Annotated in this window: 18 protein-coding genes; 7 read left to right on the forward strand and 11 right to left on the reverse strand. The window is 63.8% G+C overall.

All coding sequences use genetic code 11. The features are described from left to right. Window positions 1-66 precede the first annotated feature (66 nt). From CBW66_RS24725 to rsmB, 8 genes are all read right to left on the reverse strand, one after another. Window positions 67-1,347: an EAL and HDOD domain-containing protein gene (locus CBW66_RS24725; protein WP_034784728.1), complete on the reverse strand. Its 1,281-nt coding sequence runs from the start codon at window positions 1,345-1,347 to the stop codon at window positions 67-69. A 136-nt stretch (window positions 1,348-1,483) separates the two neighbouring features. Then, a complete protein-coding gene (locus CBW66_RS24730; protein WP_086139863.1) occupies window positions 1,484-2,263 on the reverse strand; it encodes a class II glutamine amidotransferase in 780 nt (259 codons plus the stop codon). An 86-nt stretch (window positions 2,264-2,349) separates the two neighbouring features. Next, a complete protein-coding gene (locus tag CBW66_RS24735) occupies window positions 2,350-2,607 on the reverse strand; it encodes a DUF3567 domain-containing protein (RefSeq protein WP_070222752.1) in 258 nt (85 codons plus the stop codon). A 155-nt stretch (window positions 2,608-2,762) separates the two neighbouring features. Continuing rightward, window positions 2,763-3,164: a GTPase gene (locus CBW66_RS24740; protein WP_086139825.1), complete on the reverse strand. Its 402-nt coding sequence runs from the start codon at window positions 3,162-3,164 to the stop codon at window positions 2,763-2,765. Next, the gene (locus tag CBW66_RS24745) at window positions 3,161-3,880 is read right to left on the reverse strand and encodes a response regulator (protein ID WP_086139826.1); all 720 of its coding nucleotides are present in this window, start codon (window positions 3,878-3,880) and stop codon (window positions 3,161-3,163) included. The genes CBW66_RS24740 and CBW66_RS24745 overlap by 4 nt, the downstream gene beginning before the upstream one ends. A gap of 98 nt (window positions 3,881-3,978) precedes the next feature. Next, entirely contained in the window at window positions 3,979-6,276 is a 2,298-nt protein-coding gene (locus CBW66_RS24750; protein WP_070222758.1) for a PAS domain-containing sensor histidine kinase, read from the reverse strand. Further along, window positions 6,276-6,782 (reverse strand): DUF4390 domain-containing protein, encoded by a 507-nt coding sequence (locus CBW66_RS24755; RefSeq protein WP_226939765.1) that lies wholly within the window; start codon window positions 6,780-6,782, stop codon window positions 6,276-6,278. Before CBW66_RS24755 ends, CBW66_RS24750 begins: the two co-directional genes overlap by 1 nt. Before the next feature lie 97 nt (window positions 6,783-6,879). Further along, window positions 6,880-8,301: a 16S rRNA (cytosine(967)-C(5))-methyltransferase RsmB gene (rsmB, locus tag CBW66_RS24760; protein WP_086139827.1), complete on the reverse strand. Its 1,422-nt coding sequence runs from the start codon at window positions 8,299-8,301 to the stop codon at window positions 6,880-6,882. Between the two features lie 376 nt (window positions 8,302-8,677). On the opposite strand from rsmB, the gene argS reads away from it, so the two are divergent. Genes argS through CBW66_RS24795 form a run of 7 tightly spaced genes read left to right on the forward strand, consistent with a single transcriptional unit; the run spans window position 8,678 to window position 14,862 of the window. Then, window positions 8,678-10,387: an arginine--tRNA ligase gene (gene argS / locus CBW66_RS24765; RefSeq protein ID WP_086139828.1), complete on the forward strand. Its 1,710-nt coding sequence runs from the start codon at window positions 8,678-8,680 to the stop codon at window positions 10,385-10,387. 18 nt (window positions 10,388-10,405) lie between these two features. Further along, on the forward strand, window positions 10,406-11,122 hold the full coding sequence (locus tag CBW66_RS24770) for an SPOR domain-containing protein (RefSeq protein ID WP_086139829.1): 717 nt from the start codon (window positions 10,406-10,408) through the stop codon (window positions 11,120-11,122). A gap of 9 nt (window positions 11,123-11,131) precedes the next feature. Next, window positions 11,132-11,803 carry a thiol:disulfide interchange protein DsbA/DsbL gene (locus CBW66_RS24775; RefSeq protein WP_086139830.1) on the forward strand — a complete coding sequence of 224 codons (672 nt, stop codon included), beginning with the start codon at window positions 11,132-11,134 and terminating at the stop codon, window positions 11,801-11,803. Between the two features lie 37 nt (window positions 11,804-11,840). Further along, window positions 11,841-12,602 carry an SDR family oxidoreductase gene (locus tag CBW66_RS24780; RefSeq protein WP_086139831.1) on the forward strand — a complete coding sequence of 254 codons (762 nt, stop codon included), beginning with the start codon at window positions 11,841-11,843 and terminating at the stop codon, window positions 12,600-12,602. Between the two features lie 10 nt (window positions 12,603-12,612). Then, entirely contained in the window at window positions 12,613-13,407 is a 795-nt protein-coding gene (locus CBW66_RS24785) for a biotin--[acetyl-CoA-carboxylase] ligase (protein WP_086139832.1), read from the forward strand. Between the two features lie 4 nt (window positions 13,408-13,411). Next, window positions 13,412-14,170, forward strand: a complete 759-nt coding sequence (locus tag CBW66_RS24790) for a type III pantothenate kinase (protein WP_086139833.1) — start codon at window positions 13,412-13,414, stop codon at window positions 14,168-14,170. Further along, entirely contained in the window at window positions 14,164-14,862 is a 699-nt protein-coding gene (locus CBW66_RS24795) for an SPOR domain-containing protein (protein WP_086139834.1), read from the forward strand. Before CBW66_RS24790 ends, CBW66_RS24795 begins: the two co-directional genes overlap by 7 nt. A gap of 52 nt (window positions 14,863-14,914) precedes the next feature. Here CBW66_RS24795 and CBW66_RS24800 read toward each other — a convergent pair whose 3' ends face one another. From CBW66_RS24800 to mrdA, 3 genes are all read right to left on the reverse strand, one after another. Next, on the reverse strand, window positions 14,915-15,958 hold the full coding sequence (locus CBW66_RS24800) for a septal ring lytic transglycosylase RlpA family protein (protein ID WP_086139835.1): 1,044 nt from the start codon (window positions 15,956-15,958) through the stop codon (window positions 14,915-14,917). Beyond that, complete coding sequence (rodA, locus tag CBW66_RS24805; protein ID WP_086139836.1) at window positions 15,958-17,073, reverse strand: rod shape-determining protein RodA; 1,116 nt, start codon at window positions 17,071-17,073, stop codon at window positions 15,958-15,960. Before rodA ends, CBW66_RS24800 begins: the two co-directional genes overlap by 1 nt. 72 nt (window positions 17,074-17,145) lie before the next feature. Beyond that, a complete protein-coding gene (gene mrdA, locus CBW66_RS24810; protein WP_086139837.1) occupies window positions 17,146-19,113 on the reverse strand; it encodes a penicillin-binding protein 2 in 1,968 nt (655 codons plus the stop codon). Between the last annotated feature and the right edge of the window lie 2 nt (window positions 19,114-19,115).

Genomic DNA, 19,115 nt, shown 5'->3' on the forward strand with positions numbered 1-19,115 from the left:
GTACTAAAGTACGGTAAGCATCGCAGGCCGCCTATACCGACGCGCAGTAGCTCAGGTCAGGCGCCATTACAAAGCGTAGCGGACGACGTTATCGCTCCATTCGTAGGCCGCCATTTCCAGCTCCACCAGGTCGTCCGGCGACATGGCCAGGTCGCGCAAGGTCGGCACGATCTCGCCTTCCATGTCTTCGATGCGTTCGATGCATTCGGCCAGGCGCAGCAGGTCGCCGTAGAAGCCTTCGCGCGACAGCAGCGCTTCGGCCACTTCGTCGATCACTTCGATCTGGCTGAGGATTTCCGACATCGGCACGCCGAACAGGGTATCCATCAGGGACATGATGCCGACCGTAAAGGCGATATCGGCCGAATGGGCATGGTTCGGGCGCAGTTTATGCGCGAGCAGCTCGAGCAGACGGCCGCGCGTGGTGGCCAGCATCAGCAGCGGCGTCATGCTATGACCGCGCTTGCTTGGCTCCGCGTACAGCATGATCTGCAGCCAGCGCTGCAATTGGCGGCGGCCCAGCACCGTGACGGCCTGGCTCAGCGAGTCGATGCGCTGGCGCGCGCCCACGGCCGGGGTATTGACCAGGCGCAGCAAGTTCAGGGCCAGCGACACGTCGCGCTTGATGGCGCGCTCGATATCCATGTTGTCGGCGTCCGACGTCACCAGTGTCATCAGTTCCATGACGGCCAGTTGCGACGGCGACAGCTTCTTGCCCGTCATGATGGCGGGCTTGGCAAAGTAATAACCCTGGAAATAATCGAAGCCCAGGTCCAGGCCCGACTTGAATTCTTCGCGCGTCTCGACCTTCTCCGCCACCAGTTTCTTGTTTTCCTGCTTGAAACGGGGCGCCAGCGCTGCCAACACTTTCGGGTCGACCGTGCTCATGTCCATCTTGACGTATTGCACCAGCGGCAGCAGTTCCTGCACTTGTGACGTATCGGAGACGACGTTCTCCAGCGCGAAGGTGAAGCCATGGCCCACCAGTTCGCTGATGCGCGCGCGCACTTCCGGCGTGACGGGCATCGATTCGACGATTTCCAGCACGACTTTTTCACGCGGCAGGAAAACGAAGATGTCGCTCATGATCACGTCGGCGTCAACGTTGACGAAACCGAGCGCGTCGCCGATGACTTTTTCCATGCCCAGCTGGGAAGCGTGAGCGATCACGGACGCCGTGGCGGACAGGTCGCTGGTAATGTTGGCGGGGCCGACCGGAGCGTTGCGGAATAACAACTCATAGCCGAACAGGGCTTGGTTGCGGTCGAGGATAGGTTGTCGACCCAGATAGAACTCGCGCACGCGCAAGGGTTTCGGGGTGATGTCGTTGCTGGAAATATCGATCATTAACTCTTCATCAATCACGTCGAGTGACACCGGCCGCGCGGCGCCCGCATCAAGGTTCACTATTGACAATACTTTAGCTGAATTTCGCCCGCGCTGTGGGTATTTTGGCAGTAATCAAGGCTATTGTCGTCAAAAATCAGGCCACTGGCGTGTCTTGCACCATCCCATCGACAAATAATTTCAATTCGCCGGGCACAAACGCCGTCCATTGTTCATTCGTCGTCAGCGGCTGGGTAACGATCACGGCCACTCTGTCCTGGGGCGTCGTCACCTGGGAAAAGTCCACGCTCAGGTCTTCATCGGAGAGTTTAGCAGTTGGAAACGGATGTTGTCGCACCAGATAGTACAAGCTGGTCGAGCAATGGGCAAACAGCGCCTCGCCGCTCGACAGCATCATGTTGAACGTGCCGTGGGCCGCAATGCTGGGCAACAACTCCGCCAGCGCGGCATGCAGTTGTGGCAAGGCCGGCGGGGCGTCGCCGAAGCGCGCGTGCAATTCCTGCAGCAGGTAGCAGAAAGCCCGTTCACTGTCCGTGCAGCCGACGGGGCGGTAACTGCCCGTCAGGACGGGGTTGAACTCCTTCAAATCGCCATTGTGGGCAAAGACCCAGTAGCTGCCCCACAGTTCGCGCACGAAGGGGTGGCAGTTTTCCAGCGCCACCTGGCCTTGCGTGGCCTTGCGGATATGCGCGATGACATTGCGCGACTTGATGGGATAGCGTTTGATCAGTTCGGCCACGGGCGAGGCGATGGCGGCCTGGTGGTCGACGAAATGGCGCACGCCGGCGCCCTCGAAAAAGGCGATGCCCCAGCCGTCATGGTGGGTATCGGTATGGCCGCCGCGCATGGCGAAGCCGGTAAAACTAAAGACAATGTCCGTGGGGACATTGCAATTCATTCCGAGAAGTTGGCACATGGTCTGTTTGCAGCGGGATAACATGCCCACCATACCATGCCGCCTTGCGGATTGGTATGGTGGCGATGGCCATCAGACAGCCAGAATCAGTGCAACAGGACGGGCTGGCTCATGAGGGAATCATAGCTGCCCAAAAATTCATCGATCTCTTCCATGCTCGGTTCGCTGGCGATCAATTCCGTGACGTCGCGGCGGAAGTTTTGCGCGAGGACTCCCGCGATGAAAGTCTCGCGTTTGCCGCCCTTGTCGACGATTTCATAGCCGCCGAAGCGCAGGGCTTCCAGGTCGCCATCGACGCCGAATTCCACGACGCTGTATTGTTCGCTGTTATAGATCAGGTTCATTTTGCATCCTTCGCTCAAGCAAGAGAAACTCTTGCGGTTTCAGGACAGAGGTGGGGTCCCCACGCCGCCATTTCAAGCGGCCGGGCCACCCTGCGGGCTACACAGTTGTAACGAGATGCAAATTGCGACTGCGGTCATACCGTAGGAAACTACGTTCAGGAAACAAGCACGTCCGGTTCCAGCGCCAGCAGGACATCGTAGGGACTGGCTGTCAACCAGGTGCGCAGCTGTTCGATATGCGAGGCGTCGGCCAGGCTGATGAACAGGCGCGCGGGTGGATGGCGCAGCAGACGGTTTAATGTTACACGCAATACGAGATTGCCGCTGCAGCACAGGCAGCCGGGCGCAATACGCAACAGTTGCAGTGGAAATGATGGAGAAGGGGAAATTTGTTCGGCCAGGTTGGCCAGGATGGCGTTGCCGTCAGCGAGCCCCTCGAGGATCACGGCGGCCGGCTGGCCAGGCTGCAAGGCTTGCGCGATGGCCGCCTCGCGCCCGGCGGCGCAACCACCGCTGACCAGGGTCAGCGGCATCAAGCGCCGTACGGCTGACGTCACAGGCCTTTCTTGGCCAGCTTGCCCGGTTCGACGCCCAGCTGTTTCAGTTTGCGGTACAAATGGGTGCGTTCCAGGCCCGTTTTTTCCGCCACGCGGGTCATGCTGCCGCCTTCGCGGCCCAGGTGGTGTTCGAAATACATGCGCTCGAACGCATCGCGCGCCTCGCGCAACGGCAAGTCGAACGACAGGTTGTAGCCATGGCCTTCGGCCACCGCCGGTACGGCGATGCCTGGGCGCACCATCAGCTGTTGCGGCGCGCTGCCACCAAAGCTGGGCACGGGATGGCTGCTTTCCTCGGCGGCCACGGGTGCCGCGGGACGCGGCGCCACGCTCGGCGCGCGCACGGTTTCCTGTGCCCGCGTCAAGCCTTGCTGGACCGCTTTCAGCAGTTTTTGCAGGGCAATCGGTTTTTCCAGGAAATTCATGGCGCCGATGCGCGTCGCCTCGACCGCCGTATCGATGGTGGCGTGGCCCGACATCATGATCACCGGCATGGTCAGCAAACCATCGCGCTGCCACTCCTTGAGCAAGGTGACGCCATCGGTGTCGGGCATCCAGATATCCAGCAATACCAGATCCGGCGCACCGGCGGCACGCGCTTCGCGCGCCTGCTGCGCATTTTCGGCCAGCTGGATAGCATGTCCTTCGTCGCCCAAAATTTCCGAGAGCAACTCACGGATACCCATTTCATCATCCACTACGAGTATGTTTGCCATTCGTGTCTTGCCTTCCTCATTTCGCCGGCCGACGCGCACAAGATGTACACGGCGGACAACTATGATTTTATTAGTGTTTTAAATACTAAACCAGACCCTCACGCCAGGAATTCCTGGGCAGGAGTGTCGGGAGCTAACTTTAACAGCAAAATGACCACCGAAGCGCCATTGCCGTCGACCCGGTTCTCGATATCGATGCGTCCGCCGTGTTCATCGATAATTTTCTTGACCATCGCCAGGCCCAATCCCGTGCCGCGGGCCTTCGAGGTCACATACGGCTCGAAGGCGCGCGCCAGGATTTTTGGCGCAAAACCAGGACCATTGTCGGTGATGGCCAGCCGCACGGCGATATTCACGCCGCCGTCCGCACTGCGATAATGAATTGCTTCCGTCCTCACGTCAATCCGCGGATGCGGCGAATCTGGCGGCAGGTCGGCCATGGCGTCCTGCGCGTTCTGCAGCAGGTTGTGAATCACCTGGCGCAACTGGGTCGGATCGCCCATCACCATCGGCAGATTCGGCGCCAGCAGCGGATGGATGATGTCGCCATCGTCCCCGCGCAGGTACAGGTTCAGGATCTCTTCGATCAGCTCGTTCAAGCGCAGCGGCACGAGCACGGCCGGCGGCGTGCGCGCATAGTCGCGGAAATCGTCGACCATGCGCTTCATCGCATCGACCTGCTTGACGATGGTGGTGGTGGCGCGGCTGAGCAGGTCGGCATCGGGTTGCTCCAGCTTGCCTTCGAGCTTCATCTGCAGGCGCTCGGCCGACAGCTGGATCGGCGTGAGCGGATTCTTGATTTCATGCGCCAGGCGGCGCGCCACCTCGCCCCAGGCGATCGAGCGCTGCGCGGAAATGACGTCGGAAATATCATCGAATACGACGATGTAGCCGCTGCCGGACTCCAGCGGCAGGCGCGAGCCGCGCGCCAGCAAGGTGATGTCATGCTCGTCGGCACTGCTGCCCAAACGGCGCGGAATCTCGATCTGGCGCTGCCAATGCAGGCGCTGCTGGTTGCGGCCCGACGCCGATTGCGCGCTTTGCGCCGTGAAGGCGCTGATGATGGCGCCGCCAAATTCTTCCATTCCAGCAATCTGCGCCAGCGGTTGGCCCACCATGCTCATCCCGGAATGCTGGAGGATGCGCTCGACCGATTCATTGCAGGTCACCAGTTTAAAGTCGCCATCGAGCACCATCACGCCAGCCGACATGTTGGCCAGCACCGATTCCAGGTGGGCCTTGGCGTTTTGCAGCGCGGCGCGGTTGCTTTCCACGGCCGTGCGCGCATCGAGCAGCTGGCGCGTCATGATGTTGAACGATTGCGTCAAGGTACCCAGTTCATCCTTGGTGGCGACGATGGGGCGCGGCGACAGGTCACCCTCGGCCACGGCGCGCGTGCCCTCGGCCAGCAGCAGCAGGGGCTGGGCCAGGTTGCCCGCGATCAGGAAAGCGCTGCCGATGGCGCCAAAGATAGCCAGCAACAAGGTCAAGGTGAGGATTTCCATGTACATCTTGCGCAGTCCCACGCGCGCGACGAAACGTTCCTTGTATTCGCTGTAGGCGGCGCGCAGCACCTCGCCATTCGTCGCCAGCTTGGGCGGCACCGATTGCAGCAGTTGCAGGTAGCGGGGCGAGACGGACGGTCCCGGCACGGCCACCAGCACGCGCAGGCGCAGGCTGGCCGCCGTTTCCAGCGACGCCGGCAAGCCCGAGCGGAAACCGCCGCCGCCCGACTCCGTGCCGTCGTCGTGCAATTCCAGCCCCCCTTCCGCAGAGGCATAGCCGGCCGGCAAGGCCGCCTGCACCAGCATGGCCGGCGTCGGCAAGTCAGCCGCGCTGTGCGGTCCGGCGCTGGCCAGCAGCACGCCATCGCCGCTGACGAGCATGGCATTTTGCATGCCCTCTTCGCGCAGCAGGCTGGTCAGCACGGCCGGGCCGGCCACGGGGTCGGCGCCCATTTCTTCGACGGCCTTGTGGCCCCGGTGGTCGAGCTCGACCAAGGCTGCATCGAGGCCGGCACGGCCCAGCTCAATACCCGATTCCAGCGCCGCTTCGATCTTGACGTTGAACCAGGATTCGATGGAATGGGAGACGAATTGCACAGAGACGAGGAAAATCACCAGGCCAGGCAGGATGCCGACGGCGGCGAACAGCATCACCAGGCGCGTCATCAGCTTGGAGCCGAACTTGCCGCTCTTGTAGCGCGCGTACAGCCGCCCCAGGGAAATGCCCACCAGCGCCAGCAGGGACACGGCCACGGCCGCATTCAGGCCCAGCAGCCAGGTGTAGTAACGGTCGAAAAAGCCGGAATTATCGGAAGCCGATGCCAGCAGGAACAGCAGGATACTGACTATGCCGCCGCCCACCACCAGCAGATAGCGCAATGCTTGACTCACTACTCCGCCGTATACAAGAAGGTTTTTTTATTCGAAGCCAGGCGCCAGTCGCTGTTATTGAAGGCATTGACCTGTATCGGCTTGGGCAGGTAGTCGCGGTCCATGCCCATGCGCAAGGTAACGTTATACGTCTGCCCCACTTTCAGCTCGCCGCGCCGCGCCACCAGCCAGCGGCTGGGACGGCGGATCAGGAACAGCGCATCGTCGAGCGTGGGAAAGCTTTGCTGCAAGCCGCCGCCCGACACATGATACTGGCGCGTGAGCACGTTGTACGACAGCTTGCTGGTCTGGCGCGCCACGATGGCTTTTTCATCGAACCAGTACCAGCGGGGCCGGGTCAGTTCGATTTCCGTCGTGAAATACAGCGGCACGCCATGCTGCACGGCATCGTCGAGGTCGTGATTGAGTTCGAAGGAATACGTGGCGGCCAGCTTGTAGCCCTCTTCGCTGGCCTCGATGTAGGCACGGGTGATCTCGACCATATCGGCGGCATGCGCGCGTGGCATGGTACATGCCAGCATCAGCAGCAGGGCCAGGAGTCGGAAGAGTCGTGTTGTCACAAGTGTGCCGGTAGTGTCCGTGAGAAAAGGTTCGACGAATCGCTCAAGCCGCATTTTTTTGGAATAGCGCATAGAACAAACCGTCGTGGTCCTGCTCCGCGCTGCCGGTCGGCAACAGCTGGCCAGGCGCTGTCAATCGGGTCGCATTATTGCGCACCGCAAATGCCGCCGCCTGTGCCTCGGACTCTTGCGGCCACAACGAACATGTCACGAACAGCAATTTACCATCGGGGCGCAGCATCTGCCACAGGTTGTCCAGAATTTTGGATGAAAGTGTTGCAAGTTGGAACGCGTCACCCTTGCGGCGCAACCAGCGGATATCGGGATGGCGGCGCACGATGCCCGAGGCCGTGCACGGCACATCGGCCAGGATGCGGTCGTACTGCTGGCCGTCCCACCATGCGCTCGATTGCGCGTCCTGCGCCTTCAAGGTCGCGTCCAGACCCAGACGCGCGAGGTTTTCCGCGATGCGCGGCAGGCGCTTGGCGTCCGCATCGATGGCCGTCACGTGCACGTCGGCCAGTTCCAGGATATGGCACGTCTTGCCGCCCGGCGCCGCACAGGCATCGAGCACGCGCATGCCGTCCTGCAAGTCCAGCAGCGGTGCGGCCAGTTGCGCGCCAGCATCCTGCACGGAAACGACGCCCTGCTCGAAGCCGGGAATCAGCGCCACGCCGATCGGCTTGTCCAGGCGCACGGCAAACGGTCCCACCTGGCGCGCGGCGATACCCGCCCCGGCCAGCACGGCCAGGTAGGCTTCGACCGTGCTCTTGCGGCGGTTCACGCGCAAGGTCAATGGCGGCACGGCATTGCCGGCCGTCAAAATGGCTTGCCAGTCGCGCGGGTAAGCCAGACGCAGCGAATCGATCCACCACTGGGGATAATTCCATTGCGCCAAAGGTTGCTGCAAGGCCGCTTCCAGCAAGGACTTGCGCTCGCGCAAGAAGCGGCGCAAGACGGCGTTGACCATGCCCTTGGCGTGTGCCAGGTCAGGGTGCGAGGTGGCGCAGGCAACCGCCTGGTCGACCACCGTGAATTCTTCGTACGGCTGCTCGTCCGGCTCGGCCGACATCAAGGACAGCGCGCAGCACAGCAGGGCTGCGAGCATCGGTGGCTCCGGCGCCTTCGACGTCATCAGGCCGACCAGGGTTTCGCTGCGGCCCAGCTGGCGCATGGTGCGGTAGGAAATGTCCTGGATGGCGCCGCGCGCCTGCGCACTGGCGTTCGATTGCGCAAACACCTTGGCCAGCGCCTGCGGCAGGGCCGTGCCCGTGCGCACTTGCGCCACGGCATTGGCCGCGCCCAGCAGACAAAACGCCAGCGAGTCGGCGCGCAAATCGGGTTGGAAGCCTGGCTGCAACACCGGTTTCAGGTCGGGATGGTAGCTGGGACGCAATTTCGGTGCGGCAGGCGCCTGGCCTGGCGCCGGCTTGGTTTTCAATTTCAGCGTGGGGCGCTTGTTCATAGTTATCCGGTGTGGCTGCGCGCGGCGGGCTGCATGGTGGCAAAGTCGCGGCCGCGCGTCATCAATAAAGGGTCGATTGTAGCGTTTGTGGCGCCCTCTGGCCCAGGCGATTGCAGCGATACATGTAAATTGCGGCAAAAAACTGCATATATACAAGCAGATTGCGCCCTGCTGATGTTTTCGCGCACCAACATGGGCATGCTGTCCTGATAATATCGTGAAACGCGCCGGCACGGGAACACTGCCGGCTGGCGTATTGTTCCCGGCAGCAAACCAGTATAATTAACGCAGTCTGGGCGGCTTGGGTACTGGCCGTCCGTTTTGCTTTTCGATTCATTCTATTCATTCTTAACGCGGTTCCACCGCCATCCTGCTCATGCTCGCCCAACAGAAACAAGAAATCATCGCCCTGTTCCAGGCCGCCCTCGCTCCCGTCCTGGCCGGCACTTCGCTTGCGCCTACCGTGGTGCTCGAGCGACCACGCGATGCATCGCATGGCGACGTCGCCTGCAATATCGCCATGCAACTGGCCAAGCAGCTGAAACAGAATCCGCGCGAACTGGCGCAAACCATCGTCACGGCCGTGCTGGCCAACCCGGCCGGCAAGGGCCTGGTCGAGGCAGTGGAAATCGCCGGTCCCGGCTTCATCAACGTGCGCGTCTCCGCCGCCGCCAAGCAGGCCGTCATCAAGACCATCCTGGGCGAAGGCGATCGCTATGGCCGCAGCACGGCAGGCGCCGGCAAGCAAGTCATCCTCGAATTCGTCTCGGCCAATCCGACCGGTCCGCTGCACGTGGGCCACGGCCGTCAGGCGGCCTTGGGCGACGCCCTGTCCTCGCTGTTCGACGCGCAAGGCTACCAAGTGACGCGCGAGTTCTATTACAACGACGCGGGCGTGCAGATCCAGACCCTGGCCAATTCCGTGCAGGCGCGCGCACGCGGCTTCAAGCCCGGCGACGCCGAATGGCCCGAATCCGCCTACAACGGCGACTACATCGCCGACATCGCCAGCGACTTCAAGGCCGGCAAGACGGTATCGGCCAGCGACGGCTTGCCAGCGACGGCCAACGGCAACGTGGAAGACATCGATTCGATCCGCCCGTTCGCCGTCACCTACCTGCGCAACGAGCAGGACATCGACCTGCAGGCCTTCGGCGTGAAGTTCGACAATTACTACCTGGAATCGTCGCTGTACGCGGACGGCAAGGTCAACAGCGCCGTGGAAACCCTGATCAAGGCGGGCCACACCTACGAGCAGGATGGCGCGCTGTGGCTGCGCACCACCGACTTCGGCGACGATAAGGACCGCGTCATGCGCAAGACGGACGGCACCTACACGTATTTCGTGCCCGACGTGGCGTACCACCTGGTGAAATGGCAGCGCGGCTTCGTGCAGGCCATCAATATCCAGGGCAGCGACCACCACGGCACCATCGCGCGCGTGCGCGCCGGCCTGCAGGCGGTCGACATGGGCATCCCGCAGGGCTACCCCGACTACGTGCTGCACAAGATGGTCACCGTCATGAAGGACGGCGAGGAAGTCAAGATTTCCAAGCGCGCCGGCTCCTACGTGACCGTGCGCGACCTGATCGAATGGTCGGGCGGCGGCGACATCGCCAAGGGCCGCGACGCCGTGCGCTTCTTCCTGATCTCGCGCAAGGCCGACACGGAATTCGTCTTCGACGTCGACGTGGCGCTGAAAACCACCGATGAAAATCCGGTGTATTACGTGCAGTATGCGCATGCGCGCATCTGCCGCATCCTGGAAAACTGGGGCGGCGATGAAAGCACTATCGCCGGCGTCGACCTGTCCGCCCTGACGGCACCGACCGAAGCGACCCTGCTGGCAACCCTGGCCGCCTACCCGGAAATGCTGGCGCGCGCGCAAGCCGAACTGGGACCGCACCAGGTCGCCTTCTACCTGCGCGACCTGGCCGCCAACCTGCACAGCTTCTACTTCGCCGAAAAAGTGCTGGTCGAGGACGAAGCCGTCAAGATGGCCCGCCTGGCCCTCGTCATCGCCGCGCGCCAGGTCCTGCGCAACGGCCTTGCACTGATCGGCGTGTCCGCGCCAAACAAAATGTAATCGCGAAGGTCTCCGTCAATGAATCATGCTTCCCGCTTCTCTTCGACCCGGCGCCAGCAGGGCAATACCCTGGTCGGCATCATCATCGGCCTGGTCATCGGCCTGGGCATCGCCGTGGTGGTCGCCCTGGTGATCACCAAGGGCGCCTCGCCCTTCACCGACAAATCGGGCAAGGCCGGCAAATCGGCCGAACCGACGGCCGGCCAGATCGCCGACCCGAACAAGCCGATGTACGGCAACAAGGAAGCGGCCAAGGAAGCGGCGCGCGACTTCTCCAAGGAGCCGCGCGAGATCGTCACGCCGACGCAGCCGGCCGCGCCGGCGCCGGCGCCTGCCACCGCGCAGCAGCCCAAAGCGCCACCGCCGGACGCGCTGCAGGAATTGATCGGTACCTTGAAGGACAAGCCGGCGCCGAAAACGCCGGCGGCCGCACCAGCGGCGCCAGCACCGCAAGCCAAGGCCGACGTGAAAGAAGCCAAGGCCGATGCAGCCAGCGACAAATGGATTTATTATCTGCAGGCCGGCGCCTTCCATGACATGTCGGACGCCGAAAGCACGCGCGGCAAACTGGCGCTGCTCGGCTTCGAAGCGGCCATCAGCGACCGCAGCACCGATGCCGGCGTGCTGCACCGCGTGCGCATCGGGCCGTTCAACCAGCTCGAAGCGATGAACCGCGCGCGCACCAAACTGTCTGAAAACGGCATCGATGTCGCCGTCGTCCGCAACCAAAAATAAGGAACCAGCATGCGTTTTCTGAAGAAAATCCTGTTCGCCGCCGCCCTGTGCAGCATCGCCCTGGGCGCGTCCGCCTCGCCCGCCGAGCCGAAGAACGGCGTCGAATACGAAACCCTGGCCACGCCGCAGGCGACGGAATCGGGCAAGAAAATCGAAGTGACGGAATTCTTCGCCTATTACTGCCCGCATTGCAACGTGCTCGAGCCGCAGCTGGCGGCCTGGGTCAAGAAACAGGGCGACAACATCGTCTTCAAGCGCGTGCACGTGTCGCGCGACGAGAGCGTGGCGCCGCAGCAGCGCTTGTTCTTCACCCTGCAAGCCATGGGCCTGGTCGACAAGCTGCACACCGGCGTCTTCCACGCCATGCACGTGGAACGCAACCGCCTCAACACCGACGACGCCGTCTTCGACTTCGTCGCCAAGCAGGGCGTGGATCGCCAGAAATTCATCGACACCTACCGCTCGATGGGCGTCTCGGCCCGCGTGCGCCGCGCCGACGCCATGATGCAGGGCTATAACGTGACGTTCTGGCCCATGATCGCCATCGACGGCCGCTACATCACCTCGCCTTCGCAAGCCGATCAAGGCAGCAAGTCGGCCAAGAACGAAGAGCAGCTGAACGCCCAGGCGCTCACCGTGATGGACGTGCTGGTCGCGAAAGCCAAAGCGGAAAAGAAATAAGCATGGCCACTTCCCTGGCGCGCCCGGACATCGCCTGATGCACCGCGTTTTCATCACGGGCGCGTCAAGCGGACTGGGCGCCGCCCTGGCGCTGCAGTACGCGCGCCAGGGCGCCCAGCTGGGCTTGCTGGCCCGCCGCCGCGACACGCTGCAGCAACTGATCGCTTCCCTGCCCCACCCTGAACGCCACCGCGCCTACGCCGTCGATGTGTGCGACCACGCCGCCCTGAAAAGCGCGGCCGGCGACTTCATCGCCTATGCCGGCGGCATCGACGTCGTCATCGCCAGCGCCGGCGTGTCCTACGGCACCTTGAGCGAACACGCGGAAGACCTCGACGCCTTCGCGCGCCTCATCGCCATCAACGTCACGGCCACCGTCGCCACCTTCGCGCCCTTCATCGCCGCCATGAAAAACCAGGGCAGCGGACGCCTGGTGGGCATCGGCAGCGTGGCCGGCATCCGCGGCCTGCCCGGCGCCGAAGCCTACAGCGCCTCGAAGGCGGCCGTCATCAGCTACTGCGAATCGCTGCGCCTGGAATTGAAACCGGCGGGCATCAATGTCGTCACCATCACGCCCGGCTACATCGACACGCCGATGACGCGCCACAATGCCTACCGCATGCCCTTCCTGATGCCGGCCGAGCAATTCGCCGTGCGCGCCGCGCGCGCCATCGCCGACGGCGACAGCTACCGCGTGATCCCGTGGCAGATGGGCGTCGTCGCCAAGCTGCTGCGCGCGCTGCCCAATGCCGTCTACGACCGGGCCTTCGCGAATGCGCCGCACAAGGCGCGCAACTGAACTGACCAACATGACGAAGCACTCAGACTTGAACAGCGCGGCCATCGCCGCCCATTGCGCCACGGGCGCCTCCCACGTGGCCATCGAAGTGGTCGACGAAACGGAATCGACCAACGCCGACTTGCTGGCGCGCTGCGCCACCCTGGCCGGCCCCACCCTGCGCATCGCCGGCCAGCAGACGGCCGGACGCGGACGTGCCGGACGGCCGTGGGTGTCGCAGGCGGACGCCAGCCTGATGTTCTCGCTGGCCTGGCGCTTCAAGGGACCGCTGCACCGGCTGGTCGGCCTGCCGCTGGCCGTCGGCGTGGCGCTGGCCGAAAGCATGACGGCGCTGGGCGTGCCGGTACAGCTGAAATGGCCGAACGACATGCTCAAGGATGGCCACAAGCTGGCCGGCATCCTCGTCGAGACGCAGCAGGCGGCCGATGGCGGCGTGTGGGCCGTGATCGGCTGCGGCATCAATCTCTTGATGCCCGATGCGCTGGAACAAAGAATCGGGCGCAGCGTCTCGGCCGTACCCTGGCTGGCGCAGATGGAGCGCAACACCCTGGTGGCGGCCCTGCTCAGCCGCCTGGCCGGCGTGCTGGCCGAATTCGACGACACGGGCTTTGCGCCGTTTACGGAACGCTGGAACGCGCTGCACGCCTGGCAGGGCCAGCACGTGAAAATCCTCGACAACGGCCAGCTGCTGCAGCAAGGCGTGGCGGCCGGCGTGGATCAGCTGGGCCGCCTGCTGCTGCGCACCGATGGTGGCCTGCAGGAAGTCATGTCCGGCGACGTGTCCCTGCGCCTGCTCGGGGAGTAAGCGCATGCTGCTGCTGATCGACGCCGGCAATACGCGCATCAAATGGGCGCTCGTGGCCGCCGACAGCGCGGCCGGCGGCTGGCTGGCCAGCGGCGCCGTCGCGCATGCGCAGATCGACACCCTGGCGGCGCACTGGGCGCCACTCGCCATCAGCGCAGCGCTGCTGTCGAACGTGGCCGGCGCCGTCATCGGCACGCGCCTGCGCGCCATGCTGCCGGTCGTGCCGCGTGACTTTGTCTCGCTGCCGCGGCTGGCGGGCCTCACGAACGGCTACCGCGCGCCGTCGCAACTGGGCTGCGACCGCTTTGCCGCCGCCATCGGCGCGCACGCGCTGGCGCCTGGCCAGGCCGTCATCGTCGCCAATTGCGGCACCGCCACCACCATCGACGCCATCACGGCCGAAGGCGTTTTCCTCGGCGGGATGATCTTGCCTGGACTGGGACTGATGGCCAGTTCGCTGGCGCGCAACACGGCGCAGCTGCCGCACATCGCCAGCGACGCCATGCTGCCTGCCGGCTTTGCCGACAACACGGACGACGCCATCCTCTCCGGCTGCCTGGCGGCGCAGGCGGGCGCCATCGAACGGGCCGTGCGCATGCACGGCGCCAGCGCCTGCCTGCTGTCGGGCGGCGCCGCAGCGCGCATCGCACCGGCCCTGGCGCTGGCGGTACCGCTGCACCTGGTAGACAATATCGTCATGATCGGCCTGCAGGCGGCCGCGCGCGCCGGGGCGGCAGGAACACAAGGAAACCACGTATGCTGAAATTCGTCTTCTGGCTGCTGGCCGGCGTCAACCTGCTGGTACTGGCCATCGGCCAGGGTTATCTGGGCAGTTTTCGCAGCGAGACGCGCGAGCCGGCGCGCCTGAAAAACCAGCTGCAGGCGGGCAAGCTCACCTTGCTGACTCAGGAGCAGGCGACGGCGCCCGCGGCCCCGCCGACGGCCGAAACAGCTGCGGCGCCAGCGCCCGCCGCACCGGCGCCGCCGCCATCGTATGCGTGCACGGAAGTGGGCAATTTCCTGCTGGCCGATGGCCGCCGCTTCGAAGCGCAAGTGGCCGCGTTGGACCTGGGCGATCGCCAGTCGCGCCGCAACGTGGCCGGCCAGGACATTTCCAGCTACATGGTGTACATCCCGCCGCAGGGCAGCAAGGAAGGCGCCGACCGCAAGGCCGGCGAATTGAAGCAGCTGGGCGTGACGAATTACTTCATCATGAACGACAGCAGTCCGCTGCGCTGGGGTATTTCACTGGGCGTATTCAAGTCGGAAACGAGCGCGCAAAGCCAGCTGGCAACGCTCAACAAACAGGGCGTGCACAGCGCCCGCGTCGCGCCGCGCTACAGCGCCAGCAAGCAATTCGCCTACCAGTTCCGCGACCTCGACGCCGCCACGCGCGCACGTCTCGAAAAGATCAAGGCGCAGTTCCCGGAGCAGGAACTGCGCTCCTGTAAATAACGCCTGACAATCGCGCCGGATGACGGCGCCTCGCACCTGATCCGACCCGCGCTTATCTTTCGATGACGATGGGCTTGATACCCGTCGATTCCGGCAAATTCGCCGCCGCCCGCGCCGCCTCGGCGCGGCTGGAGAACGGGCCGCCATACAGGCGGAACAGGTTACCGGCCTGCACCACGCCCAGGGTACCCAAGGCTGCCGCGTACGGCGCCAGGCGCGAACGTCCCGTTTCCGCATTGTCGGCGCGCGAGTAGGCGCCCAGCTGCAAATAGAAGCCGCTGGCCAGCGCCGCCGGAGCCGGCATGGCCACCGTCGCATCGACGGGCAGCATCTGCGACGACACTTCCGGCTGCACCACGGCGCCCGTTTCCACCGGCGTATCGATGGAAATGGCCACCACCGACGGCACCGGCTTGGGTGCCGCACGGGCGGCGAGGATGGCGTCGATATCGGCCGGCAGCAGGCGTTCGACGACCACCTGGTGGCTGCCCTTGCCGAGAAAGCCCAGTTTCAGCGCCGCCGTGTAGGACACGTCGATCACGCGCGTGGCGTGGAACGGGCCGCGGTCGTTGATGCGCACGATCACCTGCTCGCCGCTGTCGATGCTCGTCACGCGCGCATACGATGGAATCGGCAAGGTCGGATGGGCCGCCGTCATCTTGTACATATCGTAGATTTCGCCCGACGAGGTGCGCTGGCCATGGAATTTCTTGCCATACCAGGTGCCGGTCCCCGTCTGCTTGAATGGCTCGTTGTCGGTGATCGGCGTATACGTCTTGCCGAAGACGACATACGGGCGGTTCGAACGCGTCGAATACGGCTCGTTGCGCACTTCCGCATCGGGCACGTCGCGCAGGTTGGCGGGCGGATTATCGCCCGGGCCGTCATCCTTGTAATAGCCGCCGCGCCCGGAGCCGGCCGCCGGCAATGCCGGCAAGGTGGGATCCTGGCGCACGGGTACCTTGACCTTGCCGCCGGACGGCAGCGGCACGTTGTTCGATGCGGGCTTGTGCGGCGCCGTGCCGCAGGCGGCCAGGGTCAGCAAGGCGGCAAGGCTCAGCCCGCGCATGGCGAAGGTGTCGAAAGGCGCCCGCATCAGGTCTGCACCAGCTTGCGGTGGCGCTGAATGCTCATCAGGATACCGGTGGCCACGCCCAGGGTCAGCAGCGCGGTGCCGCCATAGCTGAGGAATGGAAGGGGAACGCCGACCACCGGCACGATGCCGCTGACCATGCCCATGTTTACAAACGCATACGTAAAGAAAATCATTGTTATCGCTCCTGCCAGCAGGCGAGTGAAAAAACTGGGGGCGTTGGCGGCGATCATCATCCCCCGTCCCACCAGCAGCAAATACATCAGCATCAAAATCAGATTACCGACCAGGCCGAACTCCTCCGAATAAACGGCGAAGATGAAGTCGGTGGTGCGCTCCGGCACAAACTCCAGGTGGGCCTGCGTGCCGTGCGTCCAGCCCTTGCCCGTCATGCCGCCCGAACCGATGGCGATGATGGACTGGATGATATGGAAGCCCTTGCCCAGCGGGTCCTTGGTCGGGTCGATCAGCATCATCACGCGGTCGCGCTGGTAATCATGCAGATGCGACCAGGCGATCGGCAGGCAGGAAACAAAGGTGATCAGCAAGCCGGCCAGCACCTTCCACGACAGGCCGGCCAGGAAGATGACGGTAAAGCCCGCCGCCACCACCAGCAGCGCCGTGCCCAGGTCGGGCTGGCGCGCAATCAGGTAGACGGGCACCAGCAGCAGCACGGCGGCGATGGCGAACGACTTCCAGCGCAGGGCGCCCGCATTATGCTGGAAGAACCAGGCCAGCATCAGCGGCGTGGCGATCTTCAGGAATTCGGACGGCTGGATGTCGATCACGCCGATATGCAGCCAGCGCCGCGCACCGAGCTTGATGGTGCCGAACAGCGCCACGGCCACCAGCAAGATCACCGATACCGTGTACGCGGGCACGGCGATGCGCATCATCATCTGCGGCGTGACGTTGGCCGCCACCCACATGACGAAAAAGCACAGCATGATGTTGCGCAGATGGTCCTCGATCTTGCCGGGGATGCCGATGCTGGCCGAATACAGGGTCAGCAGGCTGGTACACAGCAGCATCAGGATGATGATCATCAGCGGCGGATCGAACACCGCCAGATAGGGTTTGGCGCGCCGCCACAGCGAGCGCCTCTCGTTAATGGGCATGTGCTTCCTTATTGCCTTGGATCTGGCGCGCCGCCATGGCGGGCGCCTCGCGTAATGGGAAACGTTTCATTGTTACCTGGCAGGCGCCGCCGGGGCGGCCTGCTCGTCGGTGATTTCTTCCAGGGTGCGCACTTCGTCGACATCTTCCTTGGGCACCTTGGTGGTGTCCTTTTCCTTGTCGCTCGGGCGCTTGCCCAGCAGGTAGTAGTCGAGCGCCTTGCGCGCGATCGGCGCGGCCACGCCGGCGCCGAAGCCCGCGTTTTCCACCACGATGGCGATCGCGATGCGCGGCTTGTCGGCCGGCGCGAAGGCCGTAAACAGGGCGTTGTCGCGCAGGCGTTCGGCCAGCAGCTTGGCATTGTACTTCTCGTTTTTCTTGATGCCGACCACCTGCGCCGTACCCGTCTTGCCGCCCACCGTGTACTGCACGCCGGTGAAGATGCGCGCGGCCGTGCCGCCCTGCTCGCTGGTCACGCCCACCATGGCGCGCTTGATGGTGTCGATGTTTTCCTGCTTGAGCGCGATGCGGTAGCTTTCCTTGGGCACTGTCAGGGTGCGCGCGCGCGTGGCTGCGTCTTCGATGATCTTCACCAGATGCGGCTTCATCACCACGCCGTTATTGGCCAGGTTGGCTGTCGCGTGGGCGATCTGCAGCGGCGTGTAGGAGTTGTAGCCGGAGCCGTTACTCACCGAAATCGTGTCGCCGCCCACCCATTTTTTCTGCTGCGGCGTCTTGAAGCGGTTGCGCTTCCATTCCGTCGACGGCAGCACGCCCGTCTTTTCATTATTCAGGTCGATGCCCGTCAGCTGGCCGAAACCAAACGGCTTCATGAAGTCGTGGATGGCGTCGATGCCCATGTCACGGCCCAGCTGATAGTAATAGGTGTTGCACGAGACGACGATGGACTTGTGCATGTCCACCGTGCCATGGCCGCCCACCTTGTCGTCGCGGAAGGTGTGGCCGCCGAGGATGAAGAAGCCGGGATCGGAAATCGACTGGCTCGGCGTGCGCTTGCCCAGTTCCAGCGCGGCCAGCGCCATGAAGGGCTTGAAGGTCGAGCCGGGCGCGTAGGTGCCGGACAGGGGACGGTTGACCATCGGCCGGTCCAGCGAGGTATTGAGTTCGTTCCAGCTTTGCTGGTCGATGCCGTCGACGAACAGGTTGGGGTCATAGCCTGGCTTGGAGACGTAGGCGAGGATGTCGCCGGTGGCCGGGTCGATGGCCACGGCCGCGCCGCGCCATTCGCCGAACGCTTCCTCGACCACTTTTTGCAGTTCGATGTCGATCGACAGGATCAGGTTGTTGCCGGGGGTGGCCGCCGTGCGCGACAGGGTGCGCATGGCGCGCCCGCCGGCCGACACTTCCACTTCTTCGTAGCCGGTGGTGCCATGCAGCTGCTTTTCGTAGCTTTTTTCCAGGCCTTCCTTGCCGATATGGTCGGTGCCGTTGTAGTTGGCCGCGTCCTCGCCCTCTTCCAGAGCCTTGGCTTCATTGCGGTTGATGCGGCCGATGAAGCCCACCACGTGCGAAGCCACCTCGCCCATCGGATACTGGCGGAACAGGCGCGCCTGCACTTCCACGCCGGGGAAGCGGAAACGCTGCGCCGTGAAGCGCGCCACTTCCTCGTCCGTCAGGCGCGTGCGCAGCGGCACGCTGACGAAGTTCTTCGATTCTTCCAGCAGCTTCTTGAAGCGGCGGCGGTCCTTGATGTCGATCTGCACCAGGATCGACAGCTCGTCGATCACCGAATCGAGGCTGGCGCTCAATTTCGACGGCGTGATTTCCAGCGTGTAGGCCGAGTAATTGCGCGCCAATACCACGCCGTTGCGGTCGAGGATCAGGCCGCGCGTGGGCACGATGGGCACCACGGCGATGCGGTTGTCTTCAGCCTTGGTCGCGTAGTCTTCGTGCTTGATCACCTGCAGCCAGATGAAGCGCGCCAGCAGCAGCGAAAAACAGACGAAGACGAGCGCACCCAGGATGGTCAGGCGCATGCGGAAAAAATGCAGTTCGCGCTCGGTATTTTTCAGTTCGGTCATGG

The organism is Janthinobacterium sp. GW456P (assembly GCF_002127655.1).
Lineage (GTDB): Bacteria > Pseudomonadota > Gammaproteobacteria > Burkholderiales > Burkholderiaceae_D > Janthinobacterium.